Source organism: Micromonospora sp. CA-248212 (genome assembly GCF_050948405.1).
Classification (GTDB): domain Bacteria; phylum Actinomycetota; class Actinomycetes; order Mycobacteriales; family Micromonosporaceae; genus Micromonospora.
Genome location: NZ_CP192023.1, coordinates 571961 through 595264, shown reverse-complemented (window position 1 = coordinate 595264; position 23304 = coordinate 571961). Strand labels below are relative to the sequence as shown.

Annotated in this window: 21 protein-coding genes; 4 read left to right on the top strand and 17 right to left on the bottom strand. The window is 71.8% G+C overall.

All coding sequences use genetic code 11. The annotated features are described in order from the left end of the window. Positions 1-99 precede the first annotated feature (99 nt). The 5 genes from ACQP03_RS02800 to ACQP03_RS02780 form a co-directional block, all read right to left on the bottom strand. On the bottom strand, positions 100-2310 hold the full coding sequence (locus tag ACQP03_RS02800) for a bifunctional glycosyltransferase/CDP-glycerol:glycerophosphate glycerophosphotransferase (protein WP_433460158.1): 2211 nt from the start codon (positions 2308-2310) through the stop codon (positions 100-102). Positions 2311-2326: 16 nt separating this feature from the next. Beyond that, on the bottom strand, positions 2327-4396 hold the full coding sequence (locus tag ACQP03_RS02795) for a DUF5941 domain-containing protein (RefSeq protein ID WP_433460156.1): 2070 nt from the start codon (positions 4394-4396) through the stop codon (positions 2327-2329). Beyond that, complete coding sequence (locus tag ACQP03_RS02790; protein WP_433460154.1) at positions 4393-5139, bottom strand: ABC transporter ATP-binding protein; 747 nt, start codon at positions 5137-5139, stop codon at positions 4393-4395. The genes ACQP03_RS02795 and ACQP03_RS02790 overlap by 4 nt, the downstream gene beginning before the upstream one ends. A 1-nt stretch (position 5140) precedes the next feature. Further along, on the bottom strand, positions 5141-5968 hold the full coding sequence (locus ACQP03_RS02785; RefSeq protein ID WP_357123952.1) for an ABC transporter permease: 828 nt from the start codon (positions 5966-5968) through the stop codon (positions 5141-5143). 72 nt (positions 5969-6040) lie between these two features. Continuing rightward, positions 6041-7411, bottom strand: a complete 1371-nt coding sequence (locus ACQP03_RS02780; RefSeq protein WP_357123949.1) for an L-serine ammonia-lyase — start codon at positions 7409-7411, stop codon at positions 6041-6043. Between the two features lie 495 nt (positions 7412-7906). Here ACQP03_RS02780 and ACQP03_RS02775 point away from each other — a divergent pair, with 495 nt between their 5' ends. After that, complete coding sequence (locus tag ACQP03_RS02775; RefSeq protein WP_234589045.1) at positions 7907-8116, top strand: PspC domain-containing protein; 210 nt, start codon at positions 7907-7909, stop codon at positions 8114-8116. Between the two features lie 379 nt (positions 8117-8495). Here ACQP03_RS02775 and ACQP03_RS02770 read toward each other — a convergent pair whose 3' ends face one another. The 7 genes from ACQP03_RS02770 to pdxH all read right to left on the bottom strand — a co-directional run bounded on the left by ACQP03_RS02770 (position 8496) and on the right by pdxH (position 14538). Beyond that, on the bottom strand, positions 8496-9284 hold the full coding sequence (locus ACQP03_RS02770; protein WP_357123945.1) for a DUF4230 domain-containing protein: 789 nt from the start codon (positions 9282-9284) through the stop codon (positions 8496-8498). A 99-nt stretch (positions 9285-9383) separates the two neighbouring features. Next, positions 9384-10544 carry an acyl-CoA dehydrogenase family protein gene (locus ACQP03_RS02765; protein ID WP_433460151.1) on the bottom strand — a complete coding sequence of 387 codons (1161 nt, stop codon included), beginning with the start codon at positions 10542-10544 and terminating at the stop codon, positions 9384-9386. A gap of 20 nt (positions 10545-10564) precedes the next feature. Then, a complete protein-coding gene (locus ACQP03_RS02760; protein WP_357123939.1) occupies positions 10565-10876 on the bottom strand; it encodes a type II toxin-antitoxin system VapB family antitoxin in 312 nt (103 codons plus the stop codon). Positions 10877-11063: 187 nt separating this feature from the next. Next, positions 11064-11666, bottom strand: coding sequence for a nitroreductase family protein (locus ACQP03_RS02755; protein WP_357123936.1), 603 nt, complete (start codon positions 11664-11666; stop codon positions 11064-11066). Continuing rightward, positions 11666-12595, bottom strand: a complete 930-nt coding sequence (locus ACQP03_RS02750; RefSeq protein ID WP_433460148.1) for an aldose 1-epimerase family protein — start codon at positions 12593-12595, stop codon at positions 11666-11668. Before ACQP03_RS02750 ends, ACQP03_RS02755 begins: the two co-directional genes overlap by 1 nt. Before the next feature lie 18 nt (positions 12596-12613). Further along, on the bottom strand, positions 12614-13912 hold the full coding sequence (locus ACQP03_RS02745) for an MFS transporter (protein WP_357171975.1): 1299 nt from the start codon (positions 13910-13912) through the stop codon (positions 12614-12616). After that, a complete protein-coding gene (pdxH, locus tag ACQP03_RS02740; RefSeq protein ID WP_357172036.1) occupies positions 13909-14538 on the bottom strand; it encodes a pyridoxamine 5'-phosphate oxidase in 630 nt (209 codons plus the stop codon). The genes ACQP03_RS02745 and pdxH overlap by 4 nt, the downstream gene beginning before the upstream one ends. A 280-nt stretch (positions 14539-14818) precedes the next feature. On the opposite strand from pdxH, the gene ACQP03_RS02735 reads away from it, so the two are divergent. From ACQP03_RS02735 to sepH, 3 genes are all read left to right on the top strand, one after another. Next, the gene (locus ACQP03_RS02735) at positions 14819-15925 is read left to right on the top strand and encodes a citrate synthase 2 (RefSeq protein WP_357123927.1); all 1107 of its coding nucleotides are present in this window, start codon (positions 14819-14821) and stop codon (positions 15923-15925) included. A gap of 192 nt (positions 15926-16117) precedes the next feature. Next, positions 16118-17245, top strand: coding sequence for a phosphoserine transaminase (gene serC, locus ACQP03_RS02730; RefSeq protein WP_357123924.1), 1128 nt, complete (start codon positions 16118-16120; stop codon positions 17243-17245). A 184-nt stretch (positions 17246-17429) separates the two neighbouring features. Then, positions 17430-18515 carry a septation protein SepH gene (gene sepH, locus ACQP03_RS02725; protein WP_357123921.1) on the top strand — a complete coding sequence of 362 codons (1086 nt, stop codon included), beginning with the start codon at positions 17430-17432 and terminating at the stop codon, positions 18513-18515. 113 nt (positions 18516-18628) lie between these two features. On the opposite strand, the gene thpR is transcribed toward sepH, so the two are convergent. The 5 genes from thpR to ACQP03_RS02700 form a co-directional block, all read right to left on the bottom strand. Further along, positions 18629-19210, bottom strand: coding sequence for an RNA 2',3'-cyclic phosphodiesterase (gene thpR, locus ACQP03_RS02720; RefSeq protein ID WP_363660031.1), 582 nt, complete (start codon positions 19208-19210; stop codon positions 18629-18631). An 11-nt stretch (positions 19211-19221) separates the two neighbouring features. Continuing rightward, positions 19222-19731 carry a hypothetical protein gene (locus tag ACQP03_RS02715; protein ID WP_357123915.1) on the bottom strand — a complete coding sequence of 170 codons (510 nt, stop codon included), beginning with the start codon at positions 19729-19731 and terminating at the stop codon, positions 19222-19224. A gap of 122 nt (positions 19732-19853) precedes the next feature. Next, complete coding sequence (locus ACQP03_RS02710) at positions 19854-21137, bottom strand: MFS transporter (protein WP_357123912.1); 1284 nt, start codon at positions 21135-21137, stop codon at positions 19854-19856. 73 nt (positions 21138-21210) lie between these two features. Next, positions 21211-21660 carry a MarR family winged helix-turn-helix transcriptional regulator gene (locus ACQP03_RS02705; protein WP_355049191.1) on the bottom strand — a complete coding sequence of 150 codons (450 nt, stop codon included), beginning with the start codon at positions 21658-21660 and terminating at the stop codon, positions 21211-21213. Positions 21661-21778: 118 nt separating this feature from the next. Continuing rightward, complete coding sequence (locus ACQP03_RS02700; RefSeq protein WP_357123907.1) at positions 21779-23257, bottom strand: NCS2 family permease; 1479 nt, start codon at positions 23255-23257, stop codon at positions 21779-21781. Between the last annotated feature and the right edge of the window lie 47 nt (positions 23258-23304).

Genomic DNA, 23304 nt, shown 5'->3' with positions numbered 1-23304 from the left:
TGATGACTGTGACCAGGATCATTGGTCCCGCACATCGGGTAAACGTCTCATGTTCGGCTTATGACGCCACCATTACACGGCGTACGGGAGTGCGCGCGGTCAGCAGCCCTGCGGCTGGTCAGGCAGCTCGCCGAGGAAAACCCGGCGCACCACCCGCTCGGCAGCCCGCCCGTCGTCCAGCCCGCAGAACCGGCTGCGGAAACGCTCGCGGGCCTTGTTCGCCGCGTCCGAGCGCACCGCGTCGGTCCGGAACAGATCGAGCAGGTCGGTGAACGTGGCGGCCACCGCGCCCGGCGGCTCCGCCGTGACGTCGAAGTAGACCCCCCGGGCCAGGCGGTACGCCTCCCAGTCCGGGGTGTAGAGCACGATGGGCCGGTCCAGCACCGCGTAGTCGAACATCGCCGAGGAGTAGTCGGTGACCAGCACGTCGGCGATCAGGTAGAGGTCCTCCACCCGCTGGTAGCCGCTGACGTCGCGGACCCGGTGGAACTCCGCCGGACGACCTGGCCGGCGCTCCCGGTCGTGGAAGTAGTGGCTGCGCATCAGCAGCCGGCCCGAGTCACCCAGCGCGTCGACGAGCCGGTCCGGGTCGAACGGCGGCCGGTAACCGGGCAGGTGCTCGCGATGCGTCGGGGCGTACAGCACCACCTGCTCGTCGGGGGCGAGGCCGAACTCGGCGCGCAGCCGGCGCACCTCGTCGGGACCGGCGGCGACCAGCCGATCGTTGCGCGGATAACCCACCTCCAGCGTGGCGTACGTGGCCGGGTAGGCCCGATCCCACATCTGGGTGGAGAAGCTGTTGGAGCTGACGCTGTAGTCCCAGCGGTCCACCCGGCGCAGCAGGCCGGCGAAGTCCATCCGGCCCGCGCCGATCGGATAGCGCTGCTGGTCCAACCCCATCACCTTGACCGGCGTGCCGTGGTGGGTCTGCACGTGTACCTGCTCCGGCCGCTTACGGACGAAGTCCGGGTAGTTCACGTTGTTGACCAGCCAGCGGGCGCGGGCCAGCACGCGGTAGTAGGCCGGCGTGCCGGCGACCACGTACTCCACTCCGTCCGGCACGGCGTCCACCCGGTCGCGGCGCACGATCCACACCCCGCGCACCTCGGGGGCCAGCCGACGGGCGGCCTCGTAGATCGCCGCCGGGTTGCAGGAGTATCCCCGGAACCAGTAGGCGGCGTACACCGCGAGCGTGGGGTCCACGGGCCGGCGCAGCTCCGCCCGGTAGTACTCGCGCAGCAGGCCGTCGCGGGTGAGCCGGGCGCCGCGCCGGGCCACCGGGGCGACCCGACGCCGGGCGGTACGCGCCTGCCGGCGGGCCGTGTCCCGGGCCCGGCTGGCGGCCCGCAGGGCACTGAACGTCCGCCACCGGCCACTCGCGACCAGCCGGTGCTTCACCCCTTCGACGCCCTCCGGCACGGGGTACCCCCCGACCGGCAGCCACCGCGCGTAGTCCGCGGTGATCTGCGCGAAGAACACCGGCCGCAGCTCGGGGGCGATGCGCTGACCATTGCCGAGCACGGTGAGGTAGTGCCAGATCATCCGCTCGAAGACCGCCGGCCGTAGCGCGTCCACGGCCGGCGACCAGGCATCCATCAGGAGGAAGACCCGGTGCCACTGGGCGAAGACCTCGAAGTGCCGGTCCCCCCGGGTCTTCGTGATCGCGCCGGAGCGGCGCTGCCGGTAGTTCACGCACACCCGATCGAGGACGCCGATCCGACGCGCCCCCATCAGCACCGGGTAGCTGAACGAGACGTCCTCGTACCAACCGGCCGCGAAGCGCAGACCCAGGTTGACCAGGAACTCCCGGCGGACCAACCGGTTCCAGGCGGTGTGCAGCAGCCGCATGGCCGCCGGCCGTTCCCGCAGCGCGAACGTCTCCGGACCGGGCGACTCGGGGAACACCTCGGCCATCGCGCTGCGGGTGGCGGTGTCGTTCCAGTGTGTCCGGACGTGGTCCACCAGCAGCACGTCCGGCCGGGTCGCCCGCAGGCGGGCGGCCACCTCCGACAGGCAGTCCGGCGCCAGCCAGTCGTCCCCGTCGAGGAACCACACGTACTCGCCGACGGCCCGGTCCAACCCGATGTTGCGGGCTGGACCGAGACCGACGTTCTCCGACAGCCGGACGGCCCGGACCCGCTGGTCACGGGCCGCGTACTCGTCGATGATCTCGCCGCTGGCGTCCGGCGAGCAGTCGTCGACCGCGATCAGCTCGAGGTCGGTCTCCGACTGGCCCAGGATCGAGTCCAGGCACTCGCGCAGATAACCCTGCACCCGGAAGGCCGGCACCACGAAACTGATCAGGGTCATCCGGCCGCCCCTTTCGTCAGCGCGGCGCGACACCTCCCGCGCCCACCGGCGCGGCCGACGCCCGCGCGCCACGGGCCGGCCGGACGAACCAGGCCAGGACGACGCTCACCACGAAAACCACGAGAAGGTACGCACCGAGTGTAGCCATGCCGATACTCACGACGCCGGCAATCGCCAGGAGGGCGAGCAGCACCGACCGTCCGTCCCAGCCGAGCGTGGCGGCGTGCAGCGGGGGCGCCGCCTGCCGCTTCTCCAACCGGGCGGTCAGGTCGTAGTGGTGCACGGTGAGCACGAAGACGTACCCGAAGATCAGCCATCCGGGCGCGCCACCGACCACACCGACCGCGATGGCGAACAGGTACTCGGCGGCCCGCAACGCGGCCGGCACCAGCCAGTCCAGCGGCCCGTTGTGCGCGGCCCCCGCGCCGAGGCCGCCGGCCAGCAGCACCAGCAACGCCACCGGCACCGCCCAGCGCAGCCCGTCCGGCGCGTCGCCCAGTCCGGCGGCGACCAGCAGCGCCGCCGGGCCGAGCGCGGCGATCACCGCCAGGGTCAGCGGCCCCATCGGACGGACCACCGGCAGTCGACGGGCCAACGGACCGTCGTCGCGGTGCAGGGTGGCGTCGACCGTGTCCAGCACCGGCACCCACATCCAGCGGGCCCGCAGCGTCCGCAGGGCACCGGTGTACGCGAACGCCAGTCCACCCCACACCAGCACCGCGATCAGGCTGACCAGCGGGTTGAACAGCGCCACGGTCAGCGCGATCAACGCCCACCGCTCCCCGATCGGGAAGACGACGGTCCGCTTCAGCCAGTACGACAGCGAGCCGGTGTCCGCCTGCACCCGGGTGGACGCGGCGTTCAGCCGGTCACCGATCCCGCCGCTGGCGCCCGTCGTCGTCCGCGGTCGGCGGGCCGCCTCGTCGTGCAGCGCCCCGTACCAGGTGTCGGTCATGTGTCGGACGGTCTGCAACGTCATCGCGGCGATGGCGAGGGCCCAGCCGTTGCCCAGCCCGGCGTGGCTCACGCCGAAGCCCAGCCCGGCGTGGCTCACGCCGAAGCCCAGCCCGGCGTAGACCAGGTACTCCTTGGCCCGGTCGGCCATCGTGTCCAGCCAGCCGCCCCAGGCGCTGAAGTGCCGGGTGTAGCGGGCCAACTGGCCGTCCACGCAGTCCAACACGAAGCCCAGGTAGAGCAGCACCGCGCCGCTGACGAGCGCGAGCCGCCCACCGACCCCGAACAGCACCGCGGCACCCAGCGCGAAGAGCACCGAGATCACCGTCACCCCGGTCGGGGTGAGGCGCAGCCGGGCCGCCAACCGCACCACGTACGGCGACCAGGTGCTGACGAAGTACGTCGAGAAGAAGTCGTCCCGCTCCTTCACCGACAGCCGCAGCTCGGCCCGGTCCTCGTCGACCGACGTCACCGCCGCCTCGGCGGCGACCAGGGCGGCGGCGTCCTCGACCCGGTGCGCCACGAGCAGACGTACCCGCTGGGCGAAGATCAGGGTGCCGAGGGCCGCGAGGCCCGCGACGAGCCGGTCCACGGCGGACCCGGGGTCGTCGTGGCCGGCGCTGCCGGTCGCCGGCAGCGGCGACACGTCCCCGGCCGGGCCGACCGGGGCGGCAACCGGCCGCGCGCCGACGGCGGCGGCCCGGGCGGCGGCGGCGAGGGTCGGCAGGTCGTCCACGCCGACCCGGAGCGCGCCGCCGAACACGCCGGTCGCGTCGCCGTCGAGAGCGTCCAGCGGGCCCGCGTCGACCACCTGGCCGCGCTCCTCGCGCACCGCCGTCCGGCCCGGCACCGGCGGGTCACCCAGCACCAGCGCCACGGTCGGTCCCACCGGGCTGGTGGCGAGGTGCCGCAGCACGGCGGTGTGTGCCACCAGGTCGGTGCCGGTGACCAGCAGCGGACCGGTGGCGGCGTCGGCCAGCGCGGCCAGCTCGTCCAGGGTGGCGGCGAAGCGCACGTCGGCCGCGCCGGCCCGGCGCAGCTGGTCGGCGAGCCGGTCGGCCAGCGGCTCGCCGCCCGCGGTGGTGAGGCCCGCCGCGGAACTCCCGGCGGCGAGCACGATCGCGAGCGTCACCGCGGGACCGCGGCGTGGTACGCGTCGAGCGCCTCGGCGATGGTGCCGTCGAGCGTCAACCGGCCCGCGTCGAGGTACAACCCCCGACGACAGAACCGGGTCAGGTCCTTTTCGTTGTGTGACACCAGCACGAGCGTGCGCCCCTCCCCGAGCAGACGGTCAATCGTCGCGTAACACTTCTTGCGGAACTCCGCGTCCCCGACCGCGGTCACCTCGTCCATCAGCAGGATCGGGTGCGGCAGGTGCGAGATGATCGCGAAGCCCAGCCGCACCTTCATCCCCGACGAGTAGTGCCGCACCGACGTGTTGATGGCCCGCTCCACCTGCTCACCGGCGAACTCGACGATCTCGTCGAAGTGCCGCTTCAGGTAGCTCGTCGACAGTCCGTGCAGCCCACCGACCAGGTGCAGGTTCTCCCGGCCGGTCAGGTCGTTGGAGAAACCGGCGGACAACTCCAGCAGCGGCGCCACCGCGCCGTGCACCCGGATGTCGCCCTCGTCCGGAATGAGCACCCCGGCGATCAGCCGCAGCAGCGTGCTCTTGCCGGTGCCGTTGCGGCCGATCACGCCGACGGTCTCGCCCGGCTCGACGGTGAACGACACGTCGCGCAACGGCCAGAACTGGCCGGGCAGGGCACCGCGCCCACCCCGATGGATGAACAGCTCCCGCAGCCGCAGCTGGCGGCGACGGTTGCGGACGAACCGGATGCCCAGACCGTCCGCCTCGATGATCGGCGCGGCCACGTCAGAGTTCCTTGAGCACGGCGGGCTCCAGCCGGCGGAACGACCACCAGCCGGCGGCCAGCACCAGCAGGCTGCCGGCGATCGTGGTGGCGAGCAGCCGGGCGTCGGGAAACTCGTCCGGGTACCAGATCGCGTGGTGCAACTGGAAGATCCCGACCAGCGGGTTCAGCTCGTACACCACCTTCAGCCAGTGCGGCAGGCCGGACTCCCGGACCAGGCTGAGCGGATAGATGATCGGCGTAGCGTAGAAGAGCACCCGGATGATCAGCCGCATCAGCCGTTCCACATCGCGCATCAGCACGTTCCAGGCCGACAGCAACAGGGCCAGCCCGACCAGCAGCACGGCCTGCACGGCCACCGCCAGCGGCAGGGCGAGCAGCGACCAGCCGGGGTGGATCCGCCCGTGCGCCGCGTAGATCACCGCGATGGCGGCCAGGATCGGCAGGCCGGCCGCGTACTCGGCGAACCGTCCGCTGACCCGGCCGATCGGGAAGACCTGCCGGGGCACGTTCATCGTGGTGATCAGCCGGGACTGGCCGGTCAGCGCGTTGGTCGCCTCGCTCAGCGCCGAACTGGTCCACATCCAGGCGAAGATGCCGGTGATCAGGAACAGCGGGTACGACCCGGCGGCCTCGCCGAGGTGCCGGCCGGTGTCGCGGGAGTAGAGCACGCCGAAGACGAACCAGTAGATCGCGCCCATGCCCAGCGGCTCGATCAGCGACCAGAAGTAGCCCAGCACCGACTGCTGGTACTTGACCGCCAGGTCCCGCCGGACCAGGATGCGCAGCGAGTTGCGGTGCGACCACAGGGCCGCGACGCCAGAGGTCACCGCCGCCTCCCGCCTCCCGCAAACGGACGCCAGGTTAGCAGTCGGTGAACGAATGCCCTGAATCGACCAGCTTCAGCACTCGATCACGTTGACGGCCAGACCGCCACGCGCCGTCTCCTTGTACTTGACCTTCATGTCGGCGCCCGTCTCCCGCATGGTCTTGATGACCTTGTCCAGCGACACCTTGTGCACACCGTCGCCGCGCAGCGCCAACCGGGCGGCCGTGATCGCCTTGATGCTAGCCACGGCGTTGCGCTCGATGCAGGGGATCTGCACCAGGCCACCCACCGGGTCACAGGTCAACCCGAGGTTGTGCTCCATCCCGATCTCGGCCGCGTTCTCCACCTGCTCCGGCGTGCCGCCGAGCACCTCGGCCAGGCCCGCCGCCGCCATCGAACACGCCGAGCCGACCTCACCCTGGCAGCCGACCTCCGCGCCGGAGATCGACGCGTTCTCCTTGAACAGCACCCCGATCGCGCCGGCCGCGAGCAGGAACCGCACCACCCCGTCGTCGTCGGCGCCCTCGACGAACCGGCTGTAGTAGTGCAGCACCGCCGGGATGATCCCCGCCGCGCCGTTCGTCGGGGCGGTCACCACCCGACCTCCGGCAGCGTTCTCCTCGTTCACCGCCAGGGCGAACAGCGTCACCCAGTCCATCGCGTGCAACGGGTCGGCCGTCCCGGCGTCCGCCTCCAGGCCGCGCCGCAGCTCCGCCGCGCGCCGCCGGACCTTCAAACCCCCAGGGAGTACGCCGTCCCGCTCGCAACCGCGCTGCACGCACTCCCGCATCACCCGCCAGATCTCCAGCAGGCCCGCCCGGATCTCCGCCTCGCTGCGCCACGAACGCTCGTTGGCCAGCATCACCTCGCTGATCGACAGCCCGGTACGGGTGGTGACGTCGAGGAGCTGCGCCCCGGTCAGGAACGGGTACCGCACCCGCGTCGTGTCCGGCTTGATCTTGTCCGCGCCCGCCGCCGCCTCGTCCACCACGAAACCGCCACCGACGGAGTAGTAGGTGCGGGTCCTGACCTGCTCCCCGGCCGCGTTGAAGGCCGCGAAGGTCATCCCGTTCGGGTGGTACGGCAACGACCGGCGACGGTGCAACGTCAGGTCCCGATCGGGGTCGAAGTCGATCTCGTGCGCGTCGAGGAGGCTGATCCGCCGCTCAGCGCGGATGCGCTCGACGCGAGGACCGACGGTGTCCGTGTCAACCGTCTCCGGGGACTCGCCGGCAAGCCCCAGCAGCACCGCCGGCCCGCTGCCGTGCCCGTGCCCGGTCGCGCCCAGCGACCCGAACAGCTCCGCCTGCACCCGCGCGGTGTCGGTGAGCAGCCCGTCGGCCTTGAGCCCGGCGACGAACGTACGCGCCGCCCGCATCGGCCCCACCGTGTGCGAGCTGGACGGCCCGATGCCGACGCTGAAGAGGTCGAAAACACTGATCATGGCTGCGCTTCCTCGGCGTGCTCCCGTGGTCGGGTTTCCGCCCGGTCGTGGCCGCCGATCGGCAGCCCCGCTCGTGACCGCCCGGTCGGGTGGCCGCCGGTCACCCGGGGTGCGGGTGCCCGACCTGTCAGCCTACCTGCCCTGCTCACCCCTTACCCGAGCGCCGCAGCCCGCCGCTCCTCCACCCGCGGGCAGCGTGCGTGATCGCCCGGCCCGCGTGAACACCCGGCGACATGATCGCGCTCGCCCGCATGATCGCGCTCGATCCTGGATGTAGTGGCCTCACGCTCGGCCGGAGGCCACTACATCCAGGATCGAGCACGACCTTGGCGCGGGGGCGGGGGCGCGGGCGCGGGGCGTCGGGCGGGGGCCGCACGGGTAAGTACCTACGGGTCCACGGGTCGCCGATCCTCCTCGGGACCGAGGGCGGAGCGGCCGCCCCTTTCTACCGTGGATTGCAGACGCGGCACACCGCCGCAGAGTGGGAGTACGACGATGAGTCGCAAACTGGTCCGACCCCGCCAGGGGCGCATGCTCGCCGGTGTCTGCGCCGGCCTCGGTCAGCGGTTCGGCATGTCCGCCGGGATGGTCCGGCTGCTGTTCCTGCTGTCCCTGCTGCTGCCCGGCACCCAGGTGATCGTCTACCTGATCCTCTGGGTCCTCATGCCCAACGAGGACCGCTACCTGGCCTCCACCGGCCACTGACCCCACCCCCGGCCTCGGTGCAGACCGGCCGCAGCCGGTCACAACTTCGGGGATACTGCTGCTTCCCGATCGTCGGAGGCAGCAGGATCCTCGAAGTTGCGCGGATCTTGGCGGCCCATCGCTCTATCGGTCCTTGATCCACTCCACATCGCCGATGTGGGGCTTTCCGAGGGCCGAGATCGGCGATGTGGAGTGGATCAACCCGTTCGACGGCGCGGCAGACCGGGCAGCGGCGGCGGACGGGCGACGGCGCGGCAGCGGAGGCGGACCGGGCGACGGCGCGGCGGACGGGGCAGCGCCCGCCTCGACCATCGTCGGGGCGGGCGCTGCGTAAGCCAGAACGCCGGGGCGCTGAAGACCGAAGCGCCGAGGCGCTGGGTCAGGGGGCCGTGTACGTGACCGTGACCTGCTGGTAGCCCAGTGAGCGCAGCAGCCCCTCCAGCATCTTGCGGGTGTTCTCCTCGGCGCGGGCGGAGAGCCCGCTGTCCCGGGCGGCGGCGGTGATCCGCTCCTCGGCCAGCTGGTAGATCTGCTGCTGCCGGTTGGGGTCGTTGCCGACCAGGTCACCGAGCCGGTTGAGCAGGCCACGCTGCTCGGCGAAGACGTAGCTCTTCTCCATGTCGAGGTTGGTCTCGCCGAGCTGCGGCGCGGGCAGCTTGATCTCGACGGACTTGCCGTCGGCGGACTGCACCACGGCACCCTCACCGATCTTGGTGAAGTCGACGTACGCCTCGATGCTGCCGGCTCCGACGAACAGCGTGCGCTCGTTGAGCAGGAAGTCCGGGACGTTGCGCCGGTCGTTCTGGGTGTCGACCACGACCTGGAAGTTGCCTTCGGCCGCCACGTAGCGGCTCAGATCCTGGATCGACTTCAGCAGCGGCGGCTGGCTGCGGTCGGTCTGCTCCTTGGCGAACGGGTTACGGAAGTCCGGCAGAAAGCCGGTCGCCTGCACGCCGAGCAGCACCACCACGGCCAGCGCGGCGGCGCCGAGCAGCAGGAGCAGCCCGCGGGCCGCACCCCCACCCCCGCCGGTGCCGGGACCATCGGTGCCCTCCGGCCCGCCCGGAGTCGGGTCGGGTGTCGCGGCCGAGCGCTCCCTGAGGTCGTCGCCGGTCGGGTAACCGGGGAACTCCCTCGTGGGCTCGTTGATGTCAGCGTCGCGAGCCATCACACTCACCGTCCTCGTCAGACACGTCGTCTGTCAATGACGGTACGGCCCCCGTACGACAGCCGCGCGGCGAGCGGCCGGAAAGCGTAAACGGGCAGGTCAGGCGAAGGCGGAAAGCCCGGTGAGCCGCTGGCCGACGATCAGCTGGTGGATCTCCGAGGTGCCCTCGTACGTCAACACGCTCTCCAGGTTGTTCGCGTGCCGCAGCACCGGGTACTCGCCGGAGACGCCGTTGGCACCGAGGATGGTGCGGCACTGTCGGGCGATGGCCAGCGCCTCCCGCACGTTGTTCAGCTTGCCCACGCTCACCTGGTCGGGGCGCAGCCGGCCGGCGTCGGCGAGCCGGCCGAGGTGCAGCGCGAGCAGTTGCGCCTTCACCAGCTCGACGGCCATGTCGGCGAGCTTGGCCTGGGTGAGTTGGAACCCGGCGAGCGGTCGGCCGAACTGGGTGCGCGTGGTGGCGTACGCCAGGGTGGTTTCCAGGCAGTCGCGCGCCGCGCCGACGGCGCCCCAGACGATGCCGTGGCGGGCCTCGGTAAGGCAGCTCAGCGGGGCCTTGAGCCCGACGGCCCCGGGCAGTTGCGCGTCGGCCGGAAGCCGGACGTCGTCGAGCACGATCTCGCCGGTCAGCGACGCGCGCAGCGACATCTTGCGGCGGATCTCGCGCGCCGTGACACCGGGCGTTTCCATGGGTACGGCGAAACCGCGTACCCCGTCGTCGGTTCGCGCCCAGATCACGGCGACGTCGGCGATCGGCGCGTTGGTGATCCACATCTTGCCGCCGGTGAGCACCCAGTCGTCGCCGTCGCGGCGGGCCCGGGTGGCCATGGACCCCGGGTCGGAGCCGTGGTCGGGCTCGGTGAGGCCGAAGCAGCCGATCGCCTCGCCGGTCGCCATCGGGGGCAGCCAGCGTTGCTTCTGCTCCTCGCTGCCGAAGCGCCAGATGGCGTACATCGCCAGCGAGCCCTGCACCGAGACCAGCGAACGGACACCCGAGTCGGCGGCCTCCAACTCCTGACACGCCAGCCCGTACGCGACGGCGGACGCGCCCGCGCAGCCGTACCCGCTCAGGTGCATGCCGAGCAGCCCGAGCTTGCCGAACTCCCGGGCCAGCTCGCGGGCCGGCACGCGACCCTCCTCGTACCAGTCGGCGACGTGCGGGCGGACCCGGTCGTCGACCAGCCGGCGGACGACATCGCGGATCTGCCGCTCCTCCTCGGTGAGCGACGGGTCCAGGTCGAGCAGATCGAGGGCAGTCATGCCGCCACCTTAACGAAGCCTCAGGCGGGATCGCCCGTACCGGAGAGCACCAGGACCCGGGCGTGGATCTGGTTGCGCTGTTGCAGCGCGGCGCGCAGCGCGCGGTGCAGCCCGTCCTCCAGATAGAGGCCACCGCTCCACTGCACGACGTGCGGGAAGAGGTCGCCGTAGAAGGTCGAGTCCTCCGCGAGGAGCTTGTCGAGCGCCAACTCGCGCTTGGTGGTGATCAACTGATCGAGCCGCAGCGGACGGGGCGGGATCTCCGCCCACTGCTTGAGCGTCAGGTTGTGCTCCGGGTAGGGACGCCCGTCCCGGACCGCTCTGAAGATCACGACGGCACGCTCCCCTCCCCGAGACCGGACGGACCGACGGCGCCGAGCCGGGCCGCGGCGGGCGCCGCGCGGCGCGGCGCCGATGACCGTGCCAGCCTAGCGGCCCCGCGCACGCGACGTTCTGCTCCCTGATGTCAGTTTCGCTATCGCTCGTCCGATCCTCAACCCGACGAACGGGACGCCACGCTCAGCTCCACCGGCCGCGCCGCACCACCTCGTCGATCCCGCGCCGACCGCGACGCAACGATGGTGACCGATGGTCCGCCGCCCGGTAACCGATTGTGACGGCGCCGATGGGCTGGTACTCCTCGGGCACGCCGAAGCTCTCCCGGTACGCGGCCAGCCGCTGGGGTGGGATCCCGAAGAAACACGCCCCCAGCCCCTCGTCCACCGCCGTGAGCAGCATGAGCAGCGCGGCGAAGCCGGTGTCGACGTACCAGTAGGGCACCGGCCAGCGGTCCTTCGACCGGTCGGTCCAGCCCTTGTCGGGCTCCGCGTACCGCGTCAGGTAGGCCGACTCGTTGGCGTGCGGCACCACGATGAGCGGCGCGCGGCGCATCCCGGCCAGCCAGCGCTCCCGGCCTCCGCCGTCGGGCGTGGTGGCCGCCCAGAACCGCTCCCGGTCGGCCGGTTCCTCCAGCACCAGGAAACCCCAGCCCTGGGCGAAGCCGGCCGATGGGGCGCGCACGGCGTGGTCCAGCAGCCGGTCCACCACGTCGGGCGGGACCGGACGGTCCGGGTCGTAGTTGCGGACCATCCGTCGACGGCGGACGACCTCGGCGAACTCCATCAGGCCCCGGGACGGATGCCCCAGGCACCCCGCCAGGTCGTGCCGGGCCCCAGCGCGAGCACGTCCTTGCCCGACCGGAACGCGTCCGGCGGGCAGGTCATCGGCTCGATCGCCACCGACCGGCGGTGTCGCTCGCCGGTGAGCGCGTCACCGGTGAAGACCTGCCACCAGCCGAACTCCGCGTCCGCCCAGATGCTCACCCCGGACGAGGAATCCGGCGCCGCGAGGCTCACCGATGAGCCGCCGTCGGCGTCACGGACGACCTCGCCGAAGCACAGGTCCAACTCGGCGTCGCCGATCCGGCGCGGGCTGGTCCAGTCGTACTCGGTGCCGGCCACCGGCGTCGCGCCGACCGGGAGCAACCGGCCGTCCACCATGATCCGGGTACGCGCCGGCAGCCGCATGACCAGGTCGTCCACGGCGACACCCGGCAGTTGCAGGTACGGGTGCACGGAGAAGCCGAACGGGGCGACCTCGGCGCCCACGTTCGTCACCTCGTGCTCGGCCCGCAGACCGTCCGCGCTCACGCTCCACCGGCTGACCAGCCGCAGCGGCCACTCGTAGCCGGGCTGCGGCGGCAGGTCGTAGCCGACGGTCACCGCGTCCGTGGACTGCTCCAACAGCCGCCACGGCACCCAGTTGACCAGCCCGTGGATGGCGACGTGCCGCTCCGGCTCGGTCAGCGAGAGCTGGTGCGTCCGGTCGCCGTACACGTAGCGCCCGTCCCGGATCCGGTTCGGCCAGGGAGCGAGCACCTGTCCGGCGCAGCCGGGGCAGACCTCGTCGACGCCGTACCCGTCGAGCAGGTCGACGCCGTCGTGCCGGTACGTCCGCAGCCCGCCGCCCACCTCGACGATGACGGCCTCGTGGCCCGCGGCGGCGATGGTCCACTGTGCGCCGGAGAAGGGGCGCTGCTCAGGGCTGTCCATGCCGGCGACCCTAACCGGTCACGACCGGTCGCCGCTCGACGCCGTCGTGGCCCGGTACCGCAGCAGTGCCGGGAAGGCGACCGCGAGCACCACCACGAGCACCGCCGAGGCGAGTCCGCCGGCGACCCAGGCCACCCCGCCGCCGAACCCGGCGGCCATGGTGCCGGCCCGCAGGTCGCCGAGGCGGGGCCCACCGGCCACCACCACCGTGTTGACGCCCTGGAGTCGGCCGCGCATCCGGTCCGGCGCGTACACCAGCAGCATGGACTGGCGGAGTACGGCACTGACCAGGTCGGCGGCGCCGGCAACGGCGAGCAGCAGGACCATCAGCCAGAGCTGCTGGGCCAGCCCGGCGGCGGCGATCGCGACTCCCCAGCCGACCACCGCGACGACCAGGCCGACCCCCTGCCGGCGGAGCCGACCGATCCAGCCGGAGGTCAGCCCGCCGATCATGGAGCCGATCGCGATGGCGCTGTAGAGCAGGCCGACCGAGCCGCCCCCGCCGAACCGCTCGTTGGCGATCTCCGGAAACAGGGCCCTCGGCATGGCCAGGATCATCGCGATCAGGTCCACGCCGAAGGAGAGCAGCAGGACGGGCGTGGTGGCCAGGTACCGGAAACCGTCGATCACGCTGGCCAGGCCGGCCCGGCGGACCTGACCGTCGGCGCTCGGCTCGGGCGGCAGCGCCGGCAGGCGCAGCGCCGCCCAGAGCATCGCCGTGAACAGCACCGCGTCCAGCCCGTACGCGATCGGCAGCACCACCCGGGTGTCCGACGAGGCGGCGAGGATGAGGCCGGCGGCGAGCGGGCCGGCGACCGACGCGGCGGTGAAGGTCGTGTAGTTGAGGGTGCTGGCGGCCGGAACGAGGTCGTCCGGGACCAGCCGGGGCAGCATGGCGCTGCGGGCCGGCGAGGTGATCGCGAACGCCACCGACTGCACCGCCATCAACACCAGCAGCAGCACCGGGCTGCCCACGTTCAGCAGCGCCTGGACCAGCAGCCCGAGGGTGGATGCCCAGAGCAACAATGAGCCGCCGAGCAGCACCGCACGGCGGTCGCGGGCGTCGGCGACCGCGCCACCCCAGAGCCCGAAGATCAGCAGGGGTACGAACGCGGCGATGCCCAGCAGGCCCACCCAGAACGAGTCCCGGGTGAGGGCGTACATCTCCACCGGCACCGCGACGGCGGTGAACTGGAAGCCGAACATCGCCACGGTGTTGCCGAGCCACAGCCGCCGGTACGCCGGGACGCCCAGCGGGCGGACGTCGATCGCCCAGCGGCGCGCTCCGCGCGGCCGGGCCTCCTGCACACCGGTCACGGCGCCAGCCGCTCGACGATCCAGTCGCTTCCGTCGACGCGACGAAAGCGCAGGCGGTCGTGCAACCGACCGGACCGGCCCTGCCAGAACTCCACCGAGTCCGGCCGGACCCGCAGACCACCCCAGTGCGGCGGTGGCGGAATGGCGCTCTCGTCGGCGTACCGCTCGGCCACCTCGCGGTAGCGCTCCTCCAACGTGGCCCGGTCCGGCACCACGGACGACTGCGGGCTGGCCCACGCGCCCACCTGCGACCCGCGCGGCCGGCTGGCGAAGTACGACTCGGTCACCGCCCGCTCGACCGGGGCGATCACTCCTGCGACCACCACCTGCCGCTGCATCGGAAACCACGGAAAGACCAGGCTGGCGTACGGGTTGCCGGCCGCCTCGACGCCCTTGCGGGACAGGTGGTTGGTGAAGAAGACGAAGCCCTCCGGGTCGTACCCCTTGAGCAGCACCGTCCGCCCACTCGGTCGGCCGGCGGCGTCGGCCGTGCCCACCACCATGGCGTTGGGTTCGGGCAGCCCGTGAGCCACCGCGTCGGCGAACCACCTGTCGAACTGGGTGTACCAGTCGGCGGCCAGGTCAGCCTCGGTCAGGCCCAGGTCCGCGGCGTACTCGTTACGCATCGCAGCCGGGGCTGGTGTGTCGCCCGTCACGTCCCCACTCCTTCTCGGCGTGCTGACCGGCACCCTCCCGCGCTGGCCAGACCGCTTCGCCCAGTCTCACCGACCGGCGCGGAGAATGCGCGCCCTGAGATGTCGCGTGCAGCACAGTCGCACTGGGTCGCGTATCCGGTTACCCAGCAGGCAAGATGTTCCGAACACATCCCTGAGGGTCGCCTAAGGCGCTCGGCCGACCGGGCCGGATCAGCTGATCGGGCGCACCGACCAGATCCAGGAGAGCGACATGGCCGACTTCAAACCCGGTCTGGAGGGCGTCGTCGCCTTCGAGACCGAGATCGCCGAACCCGACCGCGAGGGTGGCGCGCTGCGCTATCGCGGGGTCGACATCGAGGATCTGATCGGCCAGGTCTCATTCGGCAACGTCTGGGCGCTGCTGGTCGACGGCCGGTTCGGGCCGGGCCTGCCGCCCGCGGAGCCGTTCCCGGTGCCGGTGCACTCCGGTGACATCCGGGTCGACGTGCAGTCGGCGGTCGCCATGCTGGCGCCGTACTGGGGCCTCAGCCAGCTGCTGGACATCTCCGACGAGCAGGCCCGCGAGGACCTGGCCCGGGTGTCGGTGACCGCGCTCTCCTTCGTCGCCCAGTCCGCTCGCGGCCTCGGCCTGCCGGCGGTGCCGCAGAAGGAGATCGACAAGGCGCAGACCATCGTCGAGCGGTTCATGAAGCGCTGGCGCGGCGAGCCGGACCCGCGGCACGTCAAGGCCGTCGACGCGTACTTCATCTCGGCCGCCGAGCACGGCCTGAACGCCTCCACCTTCACCGCGCGCATCGTCGCCTCCACCGGCGCCGACGCGGCGGCCTGCATCTCGTCCGGCATCGGCGCCCTCTCCGGCCCGCTGCACGGTGGCGCGCCGTCGCGCGTGCTCACCATGCTGGAGGCGGTGGAGCGCAGCGGCGACGCGGAGGGCTACGTCAAGGGTGTCCTCGACCGTGGCGAGCGGCTGATGGGCTTCGGCCACCGGGTCTACCGGGCCGAGGACCCGCGCGCCCGCGTGCTCCGGCGCACCGCCAAGGAGCTGGGCGCGCCGCGCTTCGAGATCGCCGAGGCGCTGGAGAAGGCCGCCCTGGCCGAATTGCAGGCCCGCCGCCCGGACCGGGTGCTGGCCACCAACGTCGAGTTCTGGTCGGCCGTGGTGCTGGACTTCGCCGAGGTGCCGGCGCACATGTTCACGTCGATGTTCACCTGCGCGCGGATGGGCGGCTGGAGCGCGCACATCCTGGAGCAGAAGCGCCTCCAGCGGCTGGTTCGGCCGTCCGCCCGCTACGTGGGCCCGGAAACCCGCAAGCCGTCCGACGTCGAAGGCTGGGGCGCCGTCCCGCACGGCGTCTGAGGTGTAAGGAAGGGCACCTTCTTAACGCCTCGCGTATAGGAAGGGGCCCTTCCTTTCGGCAGGGCGCGTTGTGGCGCACGCCTCATGGCCGGTCGTGGGACCAGCGGCCGGACTGATCGCGACGGGTGCGAGGATGAGGGCCGGCAGTGTCGCCGGGCCCGCCCTCGCCCTTGCGGAAGGATCTTCAGAACCGTGGCTGACGCACCGATCATCCGGATTCCCGACGAGATCAAGCCCGCCGACGGCCGTTTCGGCTGCGGCCCGTCCAAGGTCCGTCCGGCGGCCGTGTCCGCGCTCGCCGAGGTGGCGACCAGCTACCTGGGTACGTCGCACCGGCAGAAGACGGTCCGCGACCAGGTGGCCCGGCTGCGCTCCGGGATCGCCGAGTTCTTCTCCCTGCCCGAGGGCTACGAGGTCGTCATCGGCAACGGCGGCACCACCGCGTTCTGGGAGGTCGCCACCTTCGGCCTGGTCCGCGACCGGGCGCAGTTCGCCAGCTTCGGCGAGTTCGGCGCGAAGTTCGCCAAGTCGGTCAAGGACGCCCCGTTCCTGGGCGAGCCGACGGTCCGCAAGGCCGAAGCGGGCAGCGCCCCGGCCCTGGTCGCCGAGGCCGGCGTGGACGTGTACGCGACGCCGCAGAACGAGACCTCGACCGGCGTGGCCGTACCGATCAGCCGGGTGGCCGGCGCGGACGAGGGGTCGCTGCTGCTGGTCGACGCCACCTCGGGCGCGGGTGGCCTGGAGGTCAACGTCGGCGAGACCGATGTCTACTACTTCGCGCCGCAGAAGTGCTTCGGCTCCGACGGTGGCCTGTGGCTGGCCCTGATGTCGCCGGCCGCGCTGGACCGGGCCGCCGAGGTCAAGGCGTCCGGGCGCTACATCCCGGCCTTCCTCGACCTGGTGACCGCGATCGACAACTCGCGGCTCGAGCAGACCTACAACACTCCGGCACTGGCCACCATCTTCCTGGCCGCCGAGCAGACCGACTGGATGAACGCGCAGGGCGGCCTGGCGTGGGCGGCGAAGCGCACGGCGGAGAGCGCCGCCACGGTGTACGGCTGGGCGGAGCGGTCCACGGTGGCCACTCCGTTCGTCACCGACCCGGCGCTGCGGTCCAACGTGGTCGCGACCATCGACTTCGCCGACGGGGTGGACGCCACCGCGATCGCCAAGGCGCTGCGCGCCAACGGCATCGTCGACACCGAGCCGTACCGCAAGCTCGGCCGCAACCAGTTGCGGGTGGCGCTGTTCCCGGCCGTCGAGCCGTCCGACGTCGAGGCTCTGACCGCCTCCATCGACTACGTGGTCGAGCGCCTCTGAGCTTCGTCACGGTGGGTGTCCGTTGACGCCTCGACGGACACCCACTGTGATCATTGCCGCAGCTCAGTCACGACATGCGGGTGTCGCTTCCCCCACCCTGAGACAGATGCGCGTACGGTGGTCCGAGACGCCTGGGTGGCCGACTCGTGGCGTGCGGCCAGCGAAGCGGGACGGAGGCAACGCTATGCGCCCAGTACGCTTCGTCGCCCTCTCCGAGGACGGCCAGGCCCTGGTGCTCGCCGACGAGGTCGGGCGACTGCTCGCCCTGCCGATCGACGAGCGCATCGCCGGTGTGATGCACCCCGAGCCGGGTGCCCCGCCGCTCGCGGTGGCACCGAGCACCGTCGACCCGATTCCCTCACTGTCCCCCCGGGACATCCAGGCCCGCATCCGTTCCGGTGAGTCGGCCGAGGACGTCGCCCGGATCGCCGGAGTGCCGGTCGACCGGGTCCTGCGCTACGCCGGCCCGGTGCTCCAGGAGCGGGCCATGCTCGCCCAGCACGCCCGTCGCACCCGCCTCAAGGGCGCGGAGAAGCCCACTCCGCTCGCCGAGGTGGTCAACGGTCGGCTGAGCCAGCACGGCATCGACACCGAGAAGATCTCCTGGGACGCGTACCGGCGCGACGACGGCACCTGGCGGATCATCGCCACCTGGCCGTCGGGCAAGGCCACCGCGCAGGCCATCTGGGACATGGACAAGGCCCGGCAGGTGGTCACGCCGCACGACGACATGGCGCAATATCTGTGCGCCGAGCGGCCCACGCCGATCCTCGGCCAGGAGCCGGCGCCGGAGCGGAGCGGGCACGGCCTGCCCGGTCCGTCGCGCGGTGAGCCGAGTCGGGGTGGGCACGGGTTGCCGGCGGCGTCCGAGCACCCGCGACCGGGCCGGGATCCCATCCGGGCCGGCCGGGACGCTTTGCTCGCCTCGCTGGACCGTCCACTCGGCAGCTCGTCGGGTCGCGGGCTCGAACCGCGTACTCCGGCGGCTCTGGCCGGGTCCGACGCGCCCCGGCAGCGGCCGGTCGGCGGTGGCGCTGCCGCGCTGCTCGGCGGCGGCCAGGGGTCGGCCTTCGACGACGACTCGGACGCGCCCAAGGAGGTCCCGGCCGTGCCGTCGCTGGCGGTGCTGCGGCCCCGACGCACCGGCACGGCGGCCGCTGCGGCGGCCGGCGGCGAGTCCACCGACGCCAGCGGCAAGCCGCGCAAGCGGCTGCCGAGCTGGGACGACGTGCTCTTCGGCAGCGGTCCGGCCGCCCGAGAGTCCTCCTGACGCTCCGCGCTTGATCGACTCGGGTTCACGGAAGTCGCGCTGTCAGCACCCGTAAAACACCCCGACTTCCACGAACCCGAGTCGATCAAGGCCGTTCAGGCGGGCGCGCCGAGTCAGAGCGGCCAGGCGGCGAGCCGGTCGTAGCGCGAGCGTCCCGACCCGGGGTGGCTGCGCATCAGCAGCAGCTCGGTCGCCGGCCACTCCGGTCCCGCGTACTCGTCCAGCGCGGTGCGGTCGGCTTCGACGGCGGCCGGGTCCATCCGGTCCCCGGGCCGGGCCACGGTCAGGTGCGGGCGGAAGGGCTTGTCGTCGTGAGCCACCCCAGCGCGTCGCAGCCGGTCCCGGACCAGCCGGGCCAGGCCGTGCAGCGCCTCGACATCGCCCTGGGCGTCCACCCAGAGCACCGTACGCCGACCGTCACCGAACACGCCACCACCGCTGAGACGCAGCCGGGGCGGGGCATCGAGGCCGGCGCGGAACGAGTCGGCGGCGAGCCCGAGCGCACTCTCCACGTCGACCAGCCGGGCGGCCTCGACGTCACCGAGGAACGCCAGGGTGAGGTGCAGGTCCGCCGGGTCGGCGAGCCGCACCCGGGCACCAGCGGCCGCCGCCGCGCCGACCCGCAACCGCGCGATCTGCGCCCCGAGATGGTCGACCGCCTCCACGGGCGGGTTGACCGCGACGAACAGCCGCATTCGGCGACCCGTCAACGGTGGCGTTGCCGGTGGCCAGCTCGGGCGGCCGGCAGGGTCAACCCGGCGGCGTGCAGCACGCCCTCCACGCGTACCCGCTCGATTTCCTGGTCGACGCCGGTCAGCTCGGCCAGGTGTTCGGTGATCCCCAGGGCGCGGCAGGCCAGCCGGAGCCGGTCGTCGTACGCCTGGACCACCGCGCCGTGCCAGACCATCGGCCGGCCGATGCCGCCGAGTCGCTGACCGCCGAGGCGGCGCAGGTCGGCCGCGAGCTGTTCCAGGGGACGACGGTCGGTGCGGTCGAACTCGCTGAGGTCGATGTCCCGGGTCAGCGCGTCGGCTTCGATGGCTCGGTCGAGGCGGGCGATGGTGCGTCGCTCCCGCCGGCGCTCCCGCCACTCGGCCCAGCCGCAGACCACCCGGTCGAGAATCTCGTCGTAGCAGAAGAGCAGGGCGAACACCGCCGGAATGCTGGCCATGGCGAGGAACGCCAGGGCCAGCATCAGCGCGCGTCCGACTCCCACGTATCGACGCTAAGCCCCGGCGTGCCACCTCGCCAGCGGTTTGGCCGCATCCGCGCTATCCGTCGATCGGGACCACGCTCGGGGCCCCTGCCCGGCGGTCGGCGGGGGCCCGAGCGCGCGGCTCAGCAGTCGGCGGAAGTGACGTAGAAGCGGGGCATGGGCAGCACCCGGAAGCGCAGCCGCGCACCGGAGCGGCGCAGTTGCCAGGTCAGCGCGATCAGCGCGGTGGCCAGCGAGATCAGCCCGCCCATCCAGATGCTCGCGCCGGCGCCGAAGCGCTCGGCCACCCAGCCGATCAGCGGTGCGCCGACCGGGTTGGTGCCCAGGAACACCAGCACCCACAGGGCCATCACCCGTCCCCGGAACGCGGCGTCCACGCCGAGCTGGACGCGCTGGTTGGCGGCCTGGGCGAAGAAGACCATGAAGAAGCCGGTGGGCACCAGCAGCGCGACGACCAGCCAGTACGCCGACGCGAAGCCGACCAGGGTGCCGAAGCTGGCGCAGCCGATCGCGGCGCCGAGCACCAGCCACACCGACGGGCGGCTGCGCCGGCCGGTGCCGCTGAGCGCGCCGCCCAGCGCGCCCACGGCAAGGGCGGTGCTGAACAGGCCGAACGAGGCGGCACCGGTGTTGAACACCGTCTTCGCCAGCGCGGCCAGGGTGAGCTGGAAGTTGAACAGCGACATGCCGATCACCGACATCACCGCCATCGGCAGCAGCAGGTCCGGCCGCCGCCACACGTACCGCAGCCCGTCGACGACCTTCGCGGACGCCCGCTCGTCGCGCGGTAGGAGCGCGTCGCGGTGCAGGTCGGCGGTCCGCATCCGGACGACGTTCACCAGCGGCGCGATGGAGCTGACGGCGGTGAACAGGAAGACCGGGCCGACGTCGAAGGCGGCGATCGCCAGACCGGCGACTGCCGGACCGACGATCCGGGCGGAGTTGAAGACGGCGGCGTTCAGCGACAGCGCGTTGGGCAGCAGCGGCGTGCCGACCAGTTCCGAGACGAACGCCTGGCGGACCGGGGTCTCCACGGCGTTGGCCGTGCCGAGGAGCGCGGCGAACGCGAAGACGTGCCAGAGCTGGACCAGGTCGGTGAGGACCAGCAGGGACATGCCGAGCGCCAGCACGCTCCAGAAGGCGTTCGCGGCGAACAGCAGGACCCGCTTGTCGTACCGGTCGGCGAGGCGGCCGGAGAAGAGCGTGAGCAGCAGCACCGGCGTGAACTGACAGGCGGTGACCACGCCGAGCGCGGTGGCCGAGTTGTCGGAAAGCTCGAGGACGAGCCAGTCCTGGGCGATGAACATCATCCAGACGCCGATCAGTTTGATCAGCTGCCCGGATGCGAAAAGGCGGTAGTTGCGGACCTGTAGGGACTGGAACATCGTGCTCAGCTTGGCCTGCACTCTCGGTGCGCCTCCTCAAGGACGTACGCGTCATCGTCAGGTGACGGCACGGCCCGGTGGCGCGGGCGCGGGCTCAGGCGCGAGCGAGCTGCTGGAGAATCTCGGCGGCCCTGTGCAGGGTCTCCCGTTCGTCCTCGTCGAGCGCGGCCAGCCGGTGGGCCAGCCATTCGTCGCGGGCCCGCTCGAACTGGTCGAGCACGGCCTGCCCTCCTTCGGTCGCCGCGAGGATGACCTGCCGGCCGTCGGTCGGGTGGGGGGTCCGCCGCACGAGGCCACGGTCCTCCAACTTCGCGACGATCTTGGTCATCGTCGGTGGCTGCACCCGTTCGATCTCGGCCAGTTCCCGGGGCGTCATCCCGCCCGCCAGCCGCAGGCTGGTGAGCGCGGAGACCTGGGTGACCGTGAGGTCGCCGACCGGCCGGGCCCGTCGGACCCGCCGGTTGAGTCGGGTGATCGCATCTCGCAACTGGGGAGCCAGTTGCGCCGGTGGCACGCGTTCCGCCGTCACCGTCCGCTCCGTCACGTTAGTTAGCTTAACTAATGAGCCTGGCTAACGACATCTGTTATGACCAGGCTCACGGGGATGTTTGTGCAGTTCCGGGCGGGGAGTCACCATCGACTCCCCGCCCGGACGACACCTGTCAGAGCACCAGCGACTCGATGGGCCCGCGCAGGAAGTACAGCACGAAGAGGGCGGCCACCCCGTACAGCAGCGGGTGGATCTCCCGGGCCTTGCCCCGGGCCAGCTTGACCACCACGAAGGTGATCAGACCGGCACCGATCCCGTTCGAGATCGAGTAGGTGAACGGCATCAGCACGATGGTGAGGAACGCGGGAATCGCGATCTCGTAGTCCGACCAGTCGATCGTCCGTACCGCGGTCATCATCAGGAAACCGACCACCACCAGCGCCGTCGAGGCCGCCTCGAACGGCACGATCACCACCAGCGGCGCCAGGAACATCGCCAGCAGGAAGAGGGCGCCGGTGACCAGGTTGGCCACGCCGGTCCGGGCACCCTCCGCGACACCGGCCGCGCTCTCGATGTACGACGTGTTGCTCGACGTGCTGGCCGCACCGCCGGCCGCCGCCGCGATCGAGTCGACCAGCAGGATCTCCTTGGCCCTCGGCGGGGTGCCCTGCTCGTCCAGCAGGCCACCCTCCTGGCCGACCGCCACCATCGTGCCCATGGTGTCGAAGAAGTCCGTGATGAGCAGCGTGAAGATGAACATCAGCACGACGACCCAGCCGGCCCGACCCCACGAGTCGAGCACGTTGAACTTGCCGAGCAGCGACAGGTCCGGCACGTCGACAACCGTCTTGGGCAACTCCGGCACGTTCAGCGCCCAGCCCTTCGGATTGGGCTTGCCGTCGACGAACGACGGGCCGATGTTGCCGATCGCCTCCACGATCACCGCCAGCACGGTGGACGCGAGGATGCCGATCAGGATCGCGCCGCGGACCCGGCGCACCACGAGCACCAGCGTGAGCAGCAGGCCCACCACGAAGACGAGCAGTGGCCAGCTCAACAGCTTGCCGCCGACGCCCAGGCCGACCGGAACTGTGGTGTTGGCGGCGTCCGGGAGCCGCCGGACGAAGCCGGCGTCCACCAGACCGATGATGGTCAGGAAGAGGCCGATGCCGACGCCGATCGCCGTCTTCATCTGCGTGGGCACCGACCGGAACACCGCGGTACGCAGACCGGTCAGCACCAGCAGCGCGATGATCACACCCTCGATCACCACGAGGCCCATCGCGTCGGCCCAGGTCATCTCGGGAGCGATCTCGTACGCCACCAGGGCGTTGACGCCCAGACCGGCGGCGAGCGCCAGCGGGAACCGGCCGACGACACCCATCAGGATGGTCATCAGGCCGGCGACCAGCGCCGTCGCGGCGGCCAGCGCCGGAATCGGGAGAGTCTTGTTGTCGCCGTCGACCGCGCCGCCCAGGATCAGCGGGTTGAGCACGACGATGTACGCCATCGTGAAGAAGGTCGCCAGACCACCTCGTACCTCACGACTCAACGTTGAGCCGCGGGCGGAGATCTCAAAGAACCGGTCGAAGCCGTTACGCGGTTGAGCGGGGTTGGGAGGTGTGTCGTTCTCGGGCGGCGCTACTGCCATGAGGACCTCACAGGTGATCTTCCGGTTGTCGCGCGCATCGTCCCAGA

Bases quoted from the DNA above. Each gene is read 5' to 3' on its own strand.
- ACQP03_RS02775 (WP_234589045.1), top strand. From the start codon at position 7,907: ATGAGTCGCAAACTGGTCCGACCCCGCCAGGGGCGCATGCTCGCCGGT.
- ACQP03_RS02735 (WP_357123927.1), top strand. From the start codon at position 14,819: ATGGCCGACTTCAAACCCGGTCTGGAGGGCGTCGTCGCCTTCGAGACC.
- ACQP03_RS02800 (WP_433460158.1), bottom strand. From the start codon at position 2,310: ATGACCCTGATCAGTTTCGTGGTGCCGGCCTTCCGGGTGCAGGGTTAT.
- ACQP03_RS02755 (WP_357123936.1), bottom strand. From the start codon at position 11,666: ATGGAGTTCGCCGAGGTCGTCCGCCGTCGACGGATGGTCCGCAACTAC.
- ACQP03_RS02700 (WP_357123907.1), bottom strand. From the start codon at position 23,257: ATGGCAGTAGCGCCGCCCGAGAACGACACACCTCCCAACCCCGCTCAA.
- thpR (WP_363660031.1), bottom strand. From the start codon at position 19,210: ATGCGGCTGTTCGTCGCGGTCAACCCGCCCGTGGAGGCGGTCGACCAT.
- ACQP03_RS02780 (WP_357123949.1), bottom strand. From the start codon at position 7,411: ATGATCAGTGTTTTCGACCTCTTCAGCGTCGGCATCGGGCCGTCCAGC.
- ACQP03_RS02770 (WP_357123945.1), bottom strand. From the start codon at position 9,284: ATGGCTCGCGACGCTGACATCAACGAGCCCACGAGGGAGTTCCCCGGT.
- ACQP03_RS02765 (WP_433460151.1), bottom strand. From the start codon at position 10,544: ATGACTGCCCTCGATCTGCTCGACCTGGACCCGTCGCTCACCGAGGAG.
- pdxH (WP_357172036.1), bottom strand. From the start codon at position 14,538: ATGCGTAACGAGTACGCCGCGGACCTGGGCCTGACCGAGGCTGACCTG.
- sepH (WP_357123921.1), top strand. From the start codon at position 17,430: ATGCGCCCAGTACGCTTCGTCGCCCTCTCCGAGGACGGCCAGGCCCTG.
- ACQP03_RS02750 (WP_433460148.1), bottom strand. From the start codon at position 12,595: ATGGACAGCCCTGAGCAGCGCCCCTTCTCCGGCGCACAGTGGACCATC.